At 62.9% G+C, this 14916-nt stretch carries 16 protein-coding genes; 11 read left to right on the top strand and 5 right to left on the bottom strand.

Features of this window, described 5'->3' with window-relative positions; all coding sequences use genetic code 11:
- Positions 1–58: 58 nt before the first annotated feature.
- The 5 genes from purU to BLW71_RS13710 all read right to left on the bottom strand — a co-directional run bounded on the left by purU (position 59) and on the right by BLW71_RS13710 (position 5272).
- On the bottom strand, positions 59–928 hold the full coding sequence (gene purU / locus BLW71_RS13690; RefSeq protein WP_091796790.1) for a formyltetrahydrofolate deformylase: 870 nt from the start codon (positions 926–928) through the stop codon (positions 59–61).
- Between the two features lie 100 nt (positions 929–1028).
- A complete protein-coding gene (locus tag BLW71_RS13695; protein ID WP_091796791.1) occupies positions 1029–1877 on the bottom strand; it encodes an NUDIX hydrolase in 849 nt (282 codons plus the stop codon).
- 60 nt (positions 1878–1937) lie between these two features.
- Positions 1938–2552, bottom strand: a complete 615-nt coding sequence (locus tag BLW71_RS13700) for a LysE family translocator (protein WP_091796792.1) — start codon at positions 2550–2552, stop codon at positions 1938–1940.
- A 59-nt stretch (positions 2553–2611) separates the two neighbouring features.
- Positions 2612–3178 (bottom strand): adenine phosphoribosyltransferase, encoded by a 567-nt coding sequence (locus BLW71_RS13705; RefSeq protein WP_091796793.1) that lies wholly within the window; start codon positions 3176–3178, stop codon positions 2612–2614.
- Between the two features lie 90 nt (positions 3179–3268).
- Positions 3269–5272, bottom strand: a complete 2004-nt coding sequence (locus BLW71_RS13710; protein ID WP_091800824.1) for a monovalent cation:proton antiporter family protein — start codon at positions 5270–5272, stop codon at positions 3269–3271.
- A 161-nt stretch (positions 5273–5433) separates the two neighbouring features.
- Between BLW71_RS13710 and kdsD the strand changes: the two genes are divergently transcribed.
- The 11 genes from kdsD (at position 5434) to BLW71_RS13765 (ending at position 14889) form a co-directional block, all read left to right on the top strand.
- A complete protein-coding gene (gene kdsD, locus BLW71_RS13715) occupies positions 5434–6417 on the top strand; it encodes an arabinose 5-phosphate isomerase KdsD (RefSeq protein ID WP_091796794.1) in 984 nt (327 codons plus the stop codon).
- Positions 6417–6977: a KdsC family phosphatase gene (locus tag BLW71_RS13720; RefSeq protein ID WP_091796795.1), complete on the top strand. Its 561-nt coding sequence runs from the start codon at positions 6417–6419 to the stop codon at positions 6975–6977. The genes kdsD and BLW71_RS13720 overlap by 1 nt, the downstream gene beginning before the upstream one ends.
- On the top strand, positions 6974–7582 hold the full coding sequence (lptC, locus tag BLW71_RS13725) for an LPS export ABC transporter periplasmic protein LptC (RefSeq protein ID WP_091796796.1): 609 nt from the start codon (positions 6974–6976) through the stop codon (positions 7580–7582). Before BLW71_RS13720 ends, lptC begins: the two co-directional genes overlap by 4 nt.
- Positions 7583–7602: 20 nt before the next feature.
- Entirely contained in the window at positions 7603–8274 is a 672-nt protein-coding gene (gene lptA / locus BLW71_RS13730; RefSeq protein WP_091796797.1) for a lipopolysaccharide transport periplasmic protein LptA, read from the top strand.
- Positions 8271–9056 carry an LPS export ABC transporter ATP-binding protein gene (gene lptB, locus BLW71_RS13735; protein ID WP_091796798.1) on the top strand — a complete coding sequence of 262 codons (786 nt, stop codon included), beginning with the start codon at positions 8271–8273 and terminating at the stop codon, positions 9054–9056. Before lptA ends, lptB begins: the two co-directional genes overlap by 4 nt.
- A 218-nt stretch (positions 9057–9274) precedes the next feature.
- Positions 9275–10792 carry an RNA polymerase factor sigma-54 gene (locus tag BLW71_RS13740; protein ID WP_091796799.1) on the top strand — a complete coding sequence of 506 codons (1518 nt, stop codon included), beginning with the start codon at positions 9275–9277 and terminating at the stop codon, positions 10790–10792.
- A 170-nt stretch (positions 10793–10962) separates the two neighbouring features.
- The gene (gene hpf, locus BLW71_RS13745) at positions 10963–11322 is read left to right on the top strand and encodes a ribosome hibernation-promoting factor, HPF/YfiA family (RefSeq protein ID WP_007179410.1); all 360 of its coding nucleotides are present in this window, start codon (positions 10963–10965) and stop codon (positions 11320–11322) included.
- 292 nt (positions 11323–11614) lie between these two features.
- Positions 11615–12130: a PTS sugar transporter subunit IIA gene (locus BLW71_RS13750; RefSeq protein ID WP_091796800.1), complete on the top strand. Its 516-nt coding sequence runs from the start codon at positions 11615–11617 to the stop codon at positions 12128–12130.
- Between the two features lie 127 nt (positions 12131–12257).
- Entirely contained in the window at positions 12258–13226 is a 969-nt protein-coding gene (gene hprK, locus BLW71_RS13755) for an HPr(Ser) kinase/phosphatase (protein WP_007179412.1), read from the top strand.
- Positions 13227–13320: 94 nt separating this feature from the next.
- Positions 13321–14214, top strand: coding sequence for an RNase adapter RapZ (rapZ, locus tag BLW71_RS13760; RefSeq protein WP_091800827.1), 894 nt, complete (start codon positions 13321–13323; stop codon positions 14212–14214).
- A 39-nt stretch (positions 14215–14253) separates the two neighbouring features.
- Entirely contained in the window at positions 14254–14889 is a 636-nt protein-coding gene (locus tag BLW71_RS13765; protein WP_091796801.1) for an LON peptidase substrate-binding domain-containing protein, read from the top strand.
- Positions 14890–14916: the final 27 nt, after the last annotated feature.

Genomic DNA, 14916 nt, shown 5'->3' on the forward strand with positions numbered 1-14916 from the left:
GGCGCCGGAGTCGTCCGGCTACCGCCATTTATCTCTGCCGCAAAGCGATCAACCGCCTTTAGCGAAACACCACCGTCTTGCTGCCGTTCAACACGACGCGATGTTCCACGTGCCACTTCACCGCACGCGCGAGCGTCACGCATTCGACGTCGCGGCCGATCGCCGTCAATTGCTCCGGCGTCATGCTGTGGTCGACGCGCTCCACTTCCTGCTCGATGATCGGACCTTCGTCCAGATCCGTCGTCACGTAATGGGCGGTCGCGCCGATCAGCTTCACACCGCGGTCGAACGCCTGGTAATACGGCTTCGCGCCCTTAAAGCTCGGCAGGAACGAGTGATGAATGTTGATCGCGCGGCCGGCGAGTGCTTCGCACAGCTTCGGCGACAGAATCTGCATGTAGCGCGCGAGCACCACCAGGTCGGCTTGATGCTCGTCGATCACTTCGAGCACGCGTGCTTCCTGTGCCGCTTTCGCGTCGGGCGTGGCGCCCAACAGTGGGAAGTGATGGAACGGAATGTCGTAGCTGGCGGCGAGTTGATAGAACTCCTTGTGGTTCGAGATGATCGCGGGAATCTCGATACCCAGCTGGCCCGTGCGGTAGCGGAACAGCAGATCGTTCAGGCAATGGCCGATCTTCGACACCATGATCACCACGCGCGGCTTCACCGACGCGTCGTGCAACTCCCAGCGCATGCCGAACTGTTCAGCCAGCGTCGCGAACGACGTGCGCAACGCTTCCAGACCCGGATCGCCGCCCACCTGCTGGAAATGCACGCGCATGAAGAACTCGCCGGTGCGGCTGTCGCCGAACTGCGCGGAGTCGAGAATATTGCTGCCACGCTCGAACAGAAAGCCCGACACTGCGTGAACGATGCCGGGCCGGTCGGCGCACGACAGTTTGAGGATAAAGCTGTGATCGGTCGACATGACCTGGGTGACTCCCTTCTTCAATGCATGGTTTGTTCGGTATGTACGGCTCGATGCGGCGTGTTTCGACATTCTCGTTGCGCGCGCACCTTTGCGGCAATCAGGCGAGCGCTGGCGGCACGAACATGGCCTTGATGCCGGCGCACGCGTCTTCATCGATCCAACGGCGGCGCAACAGACAATCCAGCGTGGCGAGACTCGCATCGACTGTCATCGCGCCTTCCTCGATCCAGCGCGCCACTTCGTCGATGCGCGCGAGCCGGTGCTCGCCCACTTCGCCGTCCTGGTTGCGCGGCGCGAAATCAGCCGGCAACGCAAGGTCGTAGATGAAAATCTGTTCGGCCTGCGTGCCTTCCGGCAACGATTGCAGCACATGCGCGGTGCGGCCCGCCGCGGCACGGGCGGCGATCTCCTCGGGAATGCCGGCTTCTTCCCAGCACTCCTTGATGATCGTCGCCTCGACGCCGAAGCCCCAGCCGATCCCGCCTGCCACGACATTGTCGAGCATGCCCGGGTCGGTCGCCTTGGTGTCGCTGCGGCGCGCGATCCACAATTGCGGCGCGCCGTCTGCGTATTCTACGACGCCGTTCAGATGCACCGCGTAGGTCATCGTGCCGAAGAAGCGCGACGCCGCCCGTTCGATATACGCGAGCGGCGGCGCGTCGAACGCGTTGCGGATCGCGTAGGTCTCGTTGCGCCAGCCTGGAATGCGGCCTTCGGCGGCGAGCGCGCCGATCACGGAACCGAGCGCGGCGCTGCGCAAATCCACCGTATTGAATGCGGGCGCGAGCGTCACACGGTTAGTGTCGAGGTCGAACACATCGGGCCAGCGCGCGAGCGACGGCACATCGCTCGTGCGGATCCAGCCAACCTGTTCGGCGCCGATCCAGAACGGCACATGCGCATGCACGTCAAAGCGGCGCGCGGCGGTGATGCAAGGCAAAGTCATGTAAAGCTCCAAACTGTTTCCGGTGTTTGACGGTGAGCGCTGGGCACCGCGCCGCTCACCTCAATCGCGCAACGCGACCCGAATGCCGATGGCAATGAACGTCGCACCTGCCAGGCGATCAAGCCACACGCCCACCCGTGGGCGACGCTTCAGATAACCGCCCACGATCCCCGCGCACACGCCGAACAGCGAAAACACCACCACTGTCTGCAACATGAACAGCGCGCCGAGCTCGAACATCTGCAGCGTGACGCTTTGCGAGCCGTTCGGCTGCACGAACTGCGGCAGAAACACGATGAAAAACAGCGTCACCTTCGGATTCAGCAGATTGCCGAGCACGCTTTGGCGAAACACCGCCATCAGCGGCTGCGGCGCGCGCTCGTGCGCGGTGGCGAGACCCTGGCTACGCAGGGCCTTGATGCCGATCCAGATCAGATAAGCCGCGCCGGCCAGCTTGATCGCTGTAAAGGCCATCGGCGACGAGCGCAGCAACGCGGCCACGCCGAGCGCGGCCAGCGTGGTGTGAAACGTGATGCCCGCCGCGAAGCCGAGCGCCGCGACGAAACCGGCCGCGCGGCCCTGCGAGATCCCGCGCGCGAGCACTTGCAGATTGTCCGGGCCGGGCGCCACGGTAATCGCGATCGAGGTGGCGAGAAACAGCAGGAAGTTAGGCATTGTTGTGTCCTTCTCTGTGAGCAGGAAGAAGCTTCTCGCAGCGCGTTTGCCGCCAATAATCAATGACCGTCGAATCCAGTCACCGTATACAGCGCGAGACCGCTTTCGCGCAGCAGCTTCGAGCCGCCGAGCTCAGGCAGATCGATAATCGCCGCGCCTTCCACCACGACCGCGCCGAGCCGCTCGAGCAGGATCTTGCCGGCCATCATCGTGCCGCCCGTGGCGATCAGGTCGTCGATGATCACAACGCGATCACCCGGCTTGCAGGCGTCTTCGTGAATCTCGACGGTGGCGGAGCCGTATTCGAGGTCATAGGATTGCGCGACCCGCTTGTAGGGCAGCTTGCCCGCCTTGCGAATCGGAATGAAGCCGAGGTTCAGCTCATACGCGAGAATCGGCCCGATGATAAAACCTCGCGCATCCAACCCGGCAATGTAATCGAGCTTTGCGTCGATATAGCGCTGCACGAATAGATCGATCAGCACGCGCAGCGACTTCGGCTCCTGCAAAAGCGGCGTGATATCGCGGAACTGCACGCCCGGCTCCGGCCAGTCGGGCACCGTGCGAATGTGGCTTTTGATGTAATCGGCCGCATCGAGCGGCGCGCTCGAGAGCGCGTTGGACATGATGTCTCCGGATGGACCTGCACAGGTCCGATGAAAAGCTAAACCAGGGCGCGCCCGCAGGCACGCGCCTCGCCCTGGGTACAGGCGGCGCTATGCTGCGGTGGCGCCCGCGCGCCGATGCTTCGAGAGCCGTTCCTCGGCCTCCGCCAACTGCTCGGGCAGACCGCGCAGCACCACGATATCGCTCGAACGCAGCTTGGTGGACGGGTCCGGCTCGACGCCGCGAATGCCGTGCCGGCGAATCGCCGTCACTTCGACGCCCACGTCGAACAGGCCCAATTCCGCGAGCGTGCGGCCCACGGCGTCCGAGTTTTCGTCGACCGGCACCGATTGTAGCCGCACCTGTTCGTGACCGTCGTCGTCGTCCACGTCGTCGGCGCCGTGGAAATAGCCGCGCAGCAGCGCATAGCGCTCGTCGCGCATTTCCTCGACCCGGCGCACCACCCGCCGCATCGGCACGCCCATCACCACGAGCGTATGCGAGGCGAGCATCAGACTGCCTTCGACGATTTCCGGAATCACTTCGGTCGCGCCCGCGGCCAGCAGCTTTTCCAGATCGGCGTCGTCCACAGTACGGACGATCACCGGCAGCGTGGGTTCGAGTTCGTGAATGTTGTGCAGCACGCGCAGTGCCGACGGCGTGTTCGCGTAGGTGATCGCAATCGCGGCCGCGCGGTGGATACCGGCGGCAAGCAGCGACTCGCGCCGCCCGGCGTCGCCGAACACGACCGACTCACCCGCCGCCGCCGCCGCCGCGACCCGGTCGGGATCCAGGTCCAGCGCGACGTACGACAACCCTTCATGCTCCAGCATACGCGCCAGATTCTGCCCGGCCCGGCCATAACCGCAAATGATCACGTGGCCGCTTTGCTTCAGGCTTTGCGTGGCGATGCGCGTCATCTGCAACGACTGCATCATCCATTCAGTCGACGAAAGGCGCAGCACGATACGATCCGCGTTCTGGATCATGAACGGTGCGGCCAGCATCGACAGCAGCATGGCGGCGAGTATCGCCTGCAGCAACGTGGCGTCGACGAGATGCTTGTCGAGAATCAGATTCAGCAGCACGAAGCCGAACTCGCCCGCTTGCGCGAGGCCGATACCGGTGCGCATCGCGACGCCCGGCGAGGCGCCGAACAGCCGCGCGAGCCCCGTGATCATCACCGCCTTCAGCAGGATCGGCCCGAGCACGAAACCGAGCACGATCAGCGGATGCTCCCAGATCACCCGCGGATTGAGCAGCATGCCGGTGGTGACGAAGAAGAGACCGAGCAGCACATCGCGAAACGGCTTGATGTCCTCTTCCACCTGATGCCGGTACGGCGTCTCGGCGATCAACATGCCGGCGATGAATGCGCCGAGCGCGAGCGACAGCCCGAATTTGTCCGTGATGAACGCGGCGCCGAGCGTCACCAGCAACAGATTGAGAATGAACAGTTCCTGCGACCGGCGCCGCGCCACCACGTTGAACCAGCGCGTCATGAACCGCTGGCCCACGATCAAAAGCAGCGCCAACGCCACCACGATCTTGATCGCCGCCACGCCGAGCGCGCTGACCAGGTCTTCGGAATTGCCGCCCAGCGCCGCGATGACGATCAGCAGCGGCACCACCGCCAGATCCTGAAACAGCAGCACGCCGAAGATATTGCGCCCATGCTCCGTCTCGATCTCCAGCCGCTCCGCCAGCATCTTGCTGACGATCGCCGTCGACGACATGGCGAGCGCGCCGCCCAGCGCCACGCTTGCCTGCCACCTGATATGCACCCAGCGCTCCAGCACGAAACCGAGCGTGACCGCCACCGCGATCGTGCCGATCACCTGCAACAGGCCGAGGCCGAACACGAGACGGCGCATGGAGCGCAGCTTGGCAAGCGAAAACTCCAGCCCGATCGAGAACATCAGGAACACAACGCCGAATTCAGCGAGGTTCTGCGCCCCGACCGAGTCCGGAATCAGACCGAATGCATGCGGCCCGACGACGATGCCCACCGTCAGATAGCCGAGCATCGGCGGAAGATTCAGAAAGCGAAAGGTCACCACGCCCGCCACCGATGCAAGCAGCAGGAACAGCGTCATTTCGAGGGGGGAAATCATCGGCAGAAACGCATCGGTAAAGCGTCCTCGTTCGTCAGCGGAACCGCGCACGAGAAACGCCGTGCGACAAGGTTGAGGGGCCGTTAAAGGCAGCAATGGAGACAGCGGCTCGGCACAGCAGGCCCGGCGCGGCGAACAGGCGCCTTTGCTATACTTCGCGAATGATAGCGAAAATCAATGGCGACCGGGCACTCGCGCTCGCTCGCGACGTGCTCGACATCGAAGCGGACGCCGTGCGCGCGCTTCGCGATCAACTCGACGATGGTTTCGTCGGGGCGGTCGATTTCATCCTCGGTTGCCGCGGGCGCGTAGTCGTTTCCGGCATCGGCAAATCCGGCCACGTGGCCCGCAAGCTCGCGGCCACGCTTGCCAGCACCGGCACGCCGGCATTCTTCGTGCACCCAGCGGAAGCCAGTCATGGCGACCTCGGCATGGTCACTGCCGACGACGTGTTCGTGGCGCTGTCCAATTCCGGTGAAACCGAAGAACTCGTCGCGATCCTGCCGCTCATCAAGCGGCTCGGCGCGAAGCTGATTGCGATGACGGGCCGCCCGTCATCGAGTCTCGCACAACTGGCCGACGTGCACCTGAATTCCGGGGTAGCGAAAGAGGCCTGTCCGATGAACCTCGCGCCCACCGCCAGCACCACCGCCGCGCTCGCGCTCGGCGACGCGCTCGCGGTCGCGGTGCTCGACGCGCGTGGCTTCGGCCGCGACGACTTCGCCCGCTCGCATCCGGGCGGCGCGCTCGGCCGGCGCCTGCTGACTTATGTACGCGACGTCATGCGCACCGGCGACGAAGTGCCGAAGGTCACACCCGAGGCTACCGTGCGCGACGCGCTGTTCCAGTTGACCGCCAAGCGCATGGGCATGACCGCGATCGTCGATCACGCGGACCACGTGGCCGGCATCTTCACCGACGGCGACTTGCGCCGCGTGCTCGAACGCGACGGCGATTTCCGTAATTTGCCGATCGCCTCCGTGATGACCGCCGGCCCGCGCACCATCGGTCCGGATCAACTCGCGGTGGAAGCCGTGGAACTCATGGAGCGCCACCGCATCAATCAGATGCTGGTCGTCGACGAAGCAGGCACGCTGATCGGCGCACTCAACATGCACGACCTGTTCTCGAAGAAGGTGATCTGATGGCCCTCGCTCCCGCCACCGCAACCGAACGCGCAAGCCGCGTGAAGCTGATGATTTTCGACGTCGACGGCGTGCTGACCGACGGCGGCCTGCTGTTCACGGCGGAAGGCGACACGATGAAGGGCTTCAATTCGATGGACGGCCACGGCATGAAGCTGCTGCGCCAGGCCGGCATCGAAACGGCGATCATCACCGGGCGCAAGTCGGGCATCGTGGCGGCGCGTGCGAAGGAAATGAACATCACGCACGTCTACCAGGGCGTGCAGGACAAACCCCAGGCGTTCGCGGACCTGCTGCAGCAAACCGGCATGACGGCGGAACAATGCGGCTACATGGGCGACGACTGGGTCGATCTCGGCGTGATGCTGAAAGTCGGCTTCGCGGCCGCGCCGGCCAACTCGCACCCTGAAGTGATCGCGCGGGCCCATTGGGTCAGCGAAGCGCGCGGCGGCCATGGCGCGGCGCGCGAAGTCTGCGATACGTTGCTGCGCGCGCAGCACAAATACGACGCGTTGCTCGCGGCCGCCTGTAGCGGCGAACAGCGAGGCCTCGTCGGATGAACCAGTTTCGCCTGACTTCGCTGATTCCGCTGGTCGCAATGGCTGCGCTCGCCGGTATCACGTGGTGGCTGTTGCAGGCCACCCTGCCTCGGCAGAACGAAGGCGTGGTGCGTCCCAAGGAACACACGCCGGACTACTTCGCCGACAACTTCTCGATTTCCGAACTCGACCAGTCGGGCTCGACACAATACCGGCTGACCGCGCAATCGCTGATCCACTACGAAGACGACGAGCTGAGCGACATGGTCAAACCGGCCATGCGCGCGTTCCAGCCGGGCAAGCCGATCGTCACCGCAACCGGCGATACCGGTAAGGTGAACGGCGACGCGTCCATCGTCGATCTGTACGACAACGCGCGCATTCTGCGGGCACCCGGCTACGGAGATCCGCAGATGCAAGCGGATTCGCAGCATTTTAGGGTGCTGGTCAACGACGATGTGATCGAGACTGAAAAGCCGGTTAAACTTCAGCGCGGCATGTCGGTGATGACTGCCAGCGGCATGAACTACAACAACGTCACCCGGGTGATGCAGCTGTTCGGCAACGTGAAAGGCTCGATCGCCCCGTCCGAAGCAGGCGGCAGCTCGCCCAAGCAACCCGGGTAATCCATTCCAGGCGTGACTGCATGAACGAATCGTTCCCCCGTTTTGATACCGGCCGCTCGCGCTCCCTGTCCGCGTGCCGCGCCGGACTCGCTGCGCTGATCGTCGCGTTGCCGCTCGCCGGCTTCGCGCCGCTCGCGCACGCGGACCGTGCCGACAAGGACAAGCCGCTGAACGTCGAAGCCGACAACATGACTTACGACGACCTCAAACAGGTCAATATCTTTACCGGCCATGTGGTCGCGACCAAAGGCACGATCGTGATCAAGGCCGACCGCGTCGAAGTGACACAAGACCCGCAAGGCTATCAGTACGCCACCGGCACCTCGAGCGGCGGCAATCTGTCGTATTTCCGCCAGAAGCGCGAAGGTCTCGACGAATACATCGAAGGCACGGCCATTCGTATCGACTACGACGGCAAGCAGGATCTGACCACGCTCACCACCAACGCGACCGTGAAACGCCTGCAAGGCCTCTCCACGGTCATGGACCAGGTGCACGGCAGCGTCATTACGTACGACGGGCAGAGCGACTTCTATACCGCGAAGGCAGGTAAGGACGTAGCCGGCCCGGGTAACCCGACCGGCCGCGTGCGTGCCATGCTGGCGCCGCGCAACGGCGGCGCCGCGCCGCTGAACGGCGCGTCGGCCACGCTTGCGCCGTCCACGACGATCCAGGGAGCGCCGAACCAGTGAGCACCTCCGCGTCCCTCCCCAATCGCAAGCCGGCCGGCACCAGTAGTTCGCTGGCGGTGCGCAACCTGAAAAAGCGTTATGGGTCGCGCACCGTCGTCAAAGACGTGTCGCTCGACGTCAAAAGCGGCGAAGTGGTCGGTCTGCTCGGCCCCAACGGCGCGGGCAAGACCACCTCGTTCTATATGATCGTCGGCCTCGTGCCGCTCGACGCGGGTGAAATCGATCTGGACGGCAAGTCGATCAGCCTGCTGCCGATCCACAAGCGAGCTTCGCTTGGGCTGTCGTACCTGCCGCAGGAAGCTTCGGTGTTCCGCAAGCTCAGCGTCGAACAAAACATTCGTGCCGTGCTCGAATTGCAACACGAAGACAACGGCAAGCGGCTTAGCAAAGACACCATTACGAGCCGCACGGAAGCCTTGCTCGACGAATTGCAGATTTCGCACTTGCGCGAAAATCCGGCGCTGTCGCTCTCGGGCGGCGAACGCCGCCGGGTCGAAATTGCTCGCGCGCTGGCCACCAATCCCAGCTTTATTCTGCTCGACGAACCGTTCGCCGGCGTCGACCCGATCGCCGTGCTCGAAATCCAGAAGATCGTCAAATTTCTGAAGCAGCGCAACATCGGCGTGCTGATTACCGACCACAACGTGCGCGAAACGCTCGGCATCTGCGATCACGCCTACATCATCAGCGACGGTAGTGTGCTGGCAGCCGGCGCCCCGAGCGACATCATCGAAAACGAAAGCGTGCGGCGCGTCTATCTGGGCGAGCACTTCCGCATGTAAGCGCATCAGGGATTCCCGGCGGTGCGAGCGCGCACCCGCCGGCTCCCCGTGCCGTAACCGCACTCGCGTATTTTCGACCAGGGCCGATTCGCGCCCAGCACCGCCCAACACCGCCCGAAAGAGCGCACGAGAGTGCACGCGAGAGGCGCACGCGTAATTGCGAATGTCGCAAGGTATCGCGGTCGTGGCAAACTCTCTACAATGAATCTCAACTTGCCATGAAAGCCAGCCTCCAACTCCGCCTATCGCAGCATCTTGCGCTGACGCCGCAACTGCAGCAGTCCATCCGGCTGCTTCAGTTGTCTACGCTCGAATTGCAGCAGGAAGTCGCAATGGCGATCTCGCAAAATCCACTCCTCGAGAACGAGGACGACTGGATCGCGAGCCCGCTGCGCGTGGCGGCCGACGGCTCGCTGATCGCCCAGGCGCCCAATTCGTCCGCTCCGCCCGACCAGATGGGCGGCAGCACGTCGTCATCGTCCACCAGCAGCAGCGAGCGCGCCGAGAACGGCGAGCCGCAGGGCGTGGACGAATACAACGGCCTAGGCGGCGACAGTAACGGCGACGCATCCCAGTGGAATCTCGACGACTACGGCCGCTCGGGCAACGCCTCGGACGACGACGACCTGCCGCCGCTGCAAATCCACGAATCGAGCACCTCGCTGCGCGACCACCTGATGGCGCAATTGCGCGTCACCCAGGCGAGCCAGCGCGACCGGGCGCTGATCACCTTCCTGATCGAATCGCTCGACGACGACGGCTACCTGGCCGCCACGCTCGAGGAAGTGCAGGCCGATCTGCCCGAAGAACTCGAAGTCGACCTCGACGAACTGAATGCCGCGCTTGCGCTGCTGCATAGCTTCGACCCGGCCGGCGTCGGCGCCCGTTCCGCGTCGGAATGTCTCAAGCTGCAATTGCTGCGGCTCGATGCCTCACCCACTCGCACGCTCGCGCTCGATATCGTCGCCCACCATCTGGAATTGCTGGCGGCGCGCGATTTCACGCGTCTGCGCAAGCACCTGAAGGCCAACGACGACGACTTACGCGATGCCCACGTGCTGATCCGCTCGCTCGAACCGTTCCCCGGCGCCGCTTACGGCAAGGCCGAAGCGGACTATGTCGTGCCGGACATCATGGTGCGCAAGACGGCACAGGGCTGGCAGGCCGAGCTGAATCCTGAAGTCGTGCCGAAGCTGCGAATCAACCACCTTTACGCGAATATTCTGCGCAATAACCGGGGCGATCCGGGCAGCGGTTCGTTGCGCCAGCAACTGCAGGAAGCGCGCTGGCTGATCAAAAATATCCAGCAGCGTTTCGAGACGATCCTGCGGGTGGCGCAAGCTATTGTCGAGCGTCAGAAGAGCTTTTTTGTGCACGGCGAAATTGCCATGCGCCCCTTGGTTTTGCGGGAAATTGCTGATACGCTGGGCCTACACGAGTCAACTGTCTCGCGTGTGACAACCGGTAAATACATGCTGACCCCATTCGGGACGCTTGAATTTAAGTACTTCTTCGGATCACACGTTTCGACTGACACGGGCGGCGCGGCGTCTTCAACGGCGATCCGCGCGCTCATCAAGCAACTGATAGGAGCGGAAAACCCGAAATCTCCTCTTTCAGACAGTCGCATAGCCGAACTGCTGGCGGAACAGGGCTTCGTGGTCGCACGGCGTACCGTTGCGAAGTACCGTGAAGCGCTCAAGATTCCGGCAGTCAACCTGCGCAAGTCTCTGTAGCCCGTCGCCTTCCGTGGCGGGCATTTACCGGCCGCTCCGCTGTTGGCGGACAGGCCGGCCGATGCGACCTGCCAGAAGTCAGTCACCGGGGGACGACTCAGGCAAGTCGACAGATCGACCGGACCTTCCTCATCGTGCGGATCAAGCGGCCACTAGCTTGGAGAAGCACTATGAATCTGCAGATCAGTGGACACCACCTCGAAGTAACGCCTGCGTTGCGCGAATACGTGATCACCAAACTGGATAGGGTGCTAAGACATTTCGATCAGGTCATCGACGGCAGTGTGGTCCTCTCGGTCGACAACAACCACAAGGAAAAGGAAAAGCGTCAAAAGGTTGAAATCAACCTGCATCTCAAGGGCAAGGATCTCTTTGTCGAGAGCTGTGACAGCGACCTGTACGCTGCGATCGATCTGATGATCGACAAGCTTGACCGGCAAGTCATTCGCCATAAGGATCGCCTGCAAGGCCATGCGCATGAGGCGATCAAGTATCAACCGGCGCCGCAACTAGACGTGCCGCCGCAGTAAGGGAACCTGGAGGATTTTTTCATTCGCTCTTCGTTTTCCCTTAACCAGCAAAACCGCCCGGACCCGGGCGGTTTTTTGTTTCTGGACGCCCTTTTCTCGCATGGCCGCGTGGCATATCGACGCTAGAACATAACTCACTGCGCATTGATGGCGCGTCGCACCATCCGTGGCTACCCTGTTCTATAATGTTCCGGTTACCATCGGGGTCAAAGTTAGCTCAGGCGGAAAAAACGGTCGGCCGGAGTCCTGCGCTTTTTGCACCTCCACGCTCGTCGCCGCGAGCATCAAACGAATGGAACGCCACTCAAACGCCCCAGCGAGGAGAACCCAGGCCACGTTTTCGCCTGTCAACATGAATCGTTTAGCCAAATTTCTTCCCCTCGAGAACGTCGTCGTCGGTCTATCGGTCACCAGCAAGAAGCGTGTGTTCGAGCAAGCGGGCCTGATCTTCGAGAACCAGAACGGCATCGCCCGTAGCACGGTCACTGACAATCTGTTCGCGCGTGAGCGCCTCGGATCGACTGGCCTCGGTGAAGGCGTGGCGATTCCGCATGGCCGGATCAAAGGCTTGAAGCAGCCGCTCGCCGCGTTCGTCCGCCTTGCCGAACCCATCCCCTTCGAATCGCCCGACGGTCAGCCGGTCTCGCTGCTCATCTTCCTGCTCGTGCCGGAACAGGCCACTCAGCAACACCTCGAGATCCTGTCGGAAATCGCCCAGTTGCTATCCGATCGCGAAGCCCGCGAGCGCCTGCACACGGAAGAAGACCGCGAAACATTGCATCGCCTGCTCACTCAGTGGCAACCTTGATGTATCGGCGGTTATCCGCACGCCGGTTATCCGCCCGCACACGGATAGAGCCCGGCAAGGCAAGCGGCCCGCGCTAGCGTGGCCTTCGCTTTGCCCGGCAAGCGGCCCACACTGGAGTCACTGACTCATGGATACGTCCAGCATCAACGCCCAGAGCATTTTCGACGATAACGCCGCCACGCTGAAGCTCAGCTGGTTGACGGGGCATGAAGGCTGGGAGCGCGGCTTTTCTTCGGAATCGGTCGCCAATGCCACGTCGAGCGCCGACCTTGTCGGCCACTTGAACCTGATCCACCCGAACCGGATCCAGGTGCTCGGCGACGCCGAAATCGACTACTACAAGCGCCAAACCGATGAAGACCGCTCGCGCCACATGGCCGAGCTGATCGCGTTGGAGCCACCGTTTCTGGTGGTGGCGGGCGGCGTCGCGGCGCCGCCGGAACTGGTGCTGCGCTGCACGCGCTCGTCCACGCCGCTATTCACCACGCCCATGTCCGCCGCCGCGGTAATCGACAGCCTGCGCCTCTACATGTCGCGCATTCTGGCGCCGCGCGCCACGCTGCATGGCGTGTTTCTCGACATCCTCGGCATGGGCGTGCTGCTCACCGGCGACTCGGGCCTCGGCAAGAGCGAACTCGGGCTGGAACTGATCAGCCGCGGCCACGGACTCGTTGCCGACGATGCGGTGGACTTCGTGCGTCTCGGTCCCGACTTCGTTGAAGGGCGTTGCCCGCCGCTGCTGCAAAACCTGCTCGAAGTGCGCGGCTTGGGCCTGCTCGACATCAAGACCATTTTCGGCGAAACCGCGGTTCGCCGAAAAATGAAGCTCAAGTTGATCGTGCAACTGGTCCGCCGTCCTGATGGCGAATTCCAACGCCTGCCGCTGGAGAGCCAGACCGTGGACGTGCTCGGCCTGCCGATCAGCAAAGTCACGATTCAGGTGGCAGCCGGCCGAAACCTGGCGGTGCTGGTCGAAGCAGCCGTGCGCAATACGATCCTGCAACTGCGCGGCATCGACACGCTGCGCGACTTCATGGATCGCCAGCGCCTGGCGATGCAAGACCCCGACAGCCAGTTTCCCGGCAAACTGATCTGAGTCCACGAGACCATGCCTTACCGCAGCCAGCGGCAGGTCGGGTACGCGCATGGGGACCAGATGCTATGATGAAATGTACGGTTTCGACGACTCCATGCGCATAATCCTGATCACCGGTATATCCGGCTCCGGCAAGTCAGTTGCCCTGAACGCGCTTGAAGACGCAGGCTATTACTGCGTCGACAACCTGCCGCCGCGTTTCCTGCCGCAACTGGCTTCCTATCTCGCCGAGGACGGGCAAGATCGCCTTGCCGTCGCAATCGACGCGCGTTCTAGCGCCTCGCTCGACGAAATGCCCGCCATGATCCGCGACCTGTCGCGTGCCCACGACGTGCGGGTGCTGTTCCTGAACGCAAGCACACAATCGCTGATTCAACGCTTCTCTGAAACGCGCCGCCGCCATCCGCTGTCCGGTTCGACCGCGCGCGACGCGGACGTCGGCCTGCTCACCTCACTCGCCGAAGCGATCGAGCGCGAACGCGAACTCGTGGCGGGCCTGGCCGAGTTCGGCCATCAGATCGACACCAGCAATCTGCGCGCAAACGTGTTGCGCGCGTGGGTCAAACGCTTTATCGAGCAGAAAGATTCGGGCCTCGTGTTGATGTTCGAGTCGTTCGGCTTCAAGCGCGGCGTGCCGCTCGACGCGGATTTCGTCTTCGACGTGCGCACCTTGCCGAACCCGTATTACGATCATGAATTGCGGCCGCTCACGGGCCTCGACAAACCCGTAATCGACTTTCTCGATGCGCTGCCGGTCGTGCATGAAATGATCGACGACATCGAGAAATTCCTCGCCAAATGGCTTCCGCATTTCCGCGACGATAACCGCAGTTATCTGACCGTCGCGATCGGTTGCACGGGTGGCCAGCATCGCTCTGTTTTCATTGCCGAGACGCTCGCCGCGCGTCTCGCAGCTTCGGCGAATGTCATTGTGCGGCACCGCGATGCGCCGGTCGAAGCCGGCGAATCATCGAAGTTAGTGGCTTAACCGGCCGCATCGCGCGGCCTCAACTCGAAGCGTTGCGCCATGTCTTCTACTTCTACTGTGCTTGCCGATGTGCCGCTGTTTCCGCTGCATACGGTGCTGTTTCCCGACGGACTACTGCCGCTGAAGATTTTCGAAGCGCGCTACCTCGACATGGCGCGCGACTGTCTGCGGGAAAAAACGCCATTCGGCGTGTGTCTGCTGAAGAGCGGCGCGGAAGTCGCGCGCGAGGAAGAGCCTTCGGTGCCCGAAGCAATCGGCTGTCTCGCCGAAATCGAGGAATGCGACGTCGAAGCCTTCGGCATGCTGCTGATTCGCGCGCGCGGCACACGGCGTTTTCGCCTGCTGTCGCATCGCGTGGAGACAAGCGGCCTGCTGGTCGGCATGGCGGAACCGCTCGGCGAGGACACGCCGCTCGAAGGCAATGAGCAGCTGGCCAAATTCGGCGCATGCGCTGAGGTGCTCGAACGGATCATCGCGACCATCCGCGAGCGGGATCCGGAAAGCCTGCCGTTTGCGCAGCCATTCAGGCTCGACGATCCGTCATGGGTGTCGAACCGTCTGGCCGAAGTGCTGCCGATCGCGCTGCGTGCTCGCCAGAAACTGATGGAATTGCAGGATGCCGGAGCGCGCATCGACGTGGTTCATCACTACATGCAGCAACATCAATTGCTCTGAAAGCGGCCGCCGTGCTCCTGCCGGCTT

This window comes from Burkholderia sp. WP9 (assembly GCF_900104795.1).
Classification (GTDB): Bacteria; Pseudomonadota; Gammaproteobacteria; order Burkholderiales; family Burkholderiaceae; genus Paraburkholderia.

Coding starts and splice junctions, on each gene's coding strand:
- purU (WP_091796790.1), bottom strand. CDS start 928: ATGTCGACCGATCACAGCTTTATCCTCAAACTGTCGTGCGCCGACCGG.
- BLW71_RS13695 (WP_091796791.1), bottom strand. CDS start 1,877: ATGACTTTGCCTTGCATCACCGCCGCGCGCCGCTTTGACGTGCATGCG.
- BLW71_RS13700 (WP_091796792.1), bottom strand. CDS start 2,552: ATGCCTAACTTCCTGCTGTTTCTCGCCACCTCGATCGCGATTACCGTG.
- BLW71_RS13705 (WP_091796793.1), bottom strand. CDS start 3,178: ATGTCCAACGCGCTCTCGAGCGCGCCGCTCGATGCGGCCGATTACATC.
- BLW71_RS13710 (WP_091800824.1), bottom strand. CDS start 5,272: ATGATTTCCCCCCTCGAAATGACGCTGTTCCTGCTGCTTGCATCGGTG.
- kdsD (WP_091796794.1), top strand. CDS start 5,434: ATGATAGCGAAAATCAATGGCGACCGGGCACTCGCGCTCGCTCGCGAC.
- BLW71_RS13720 (WP_091796795.1), top strand. CDS start 6,417: ATGGCCCTCGCTCCCGCCACCGCAACCGAACGCGCAAGCCGCGTGAAG.
- lptC (WP_091796796.1), top strand. CDS start 6,974: ATGAACCAGTTTCGCCTGACTTCGCTGATTCCGCTGGTCGCAATGGCT.
- lptA (WP_091796797.1), top strand. CDS start 7,603: ATGAACGAATCGTTCCCCCGTTTTGATACCGGCCGCTCGCGCTCCCTG.
- BLW71_RS13740 (WP_091796799.1), top strand. CDS start 9,275: ATGAAAGCCAGCCTCCAACTCCGCCTATCGCAGCATCTTGCGCTGACG.
- hpf (WP_007179410.1), top strand. CDS start 10,963: ATGAATCTGCAGATCAGTGGACACCACCTCGAAGTAACGCCTGCGTTG.
- BLW71_RS13750 (WP_091796800.1), top strand. CDS start 11,615: ATGGAACGCCACTCAAACGCCCCAGCGAGGAGAACCCAGGCCACGTTT.
- hprK (WP_007179412.1), top strand. CDS start 12,258: ATGGATACGTCCAGCATCAACGCCCAGAGCATTTTCGACGATAACGCC.
- rapZ (WP_091800827.1), top strand. CDS start 13,321: ATGCGCATAATCCTGATCACCGGTATATCCGGCTCCGGCAAGTCAGTT.
- BLW71_RS13765 (WP_091796801.1), top strand. CDS start 14,254: ATGTCTTCTACTTCTACTGTGCTTGCCGATGTGCCGCTGTTTCCGCTG.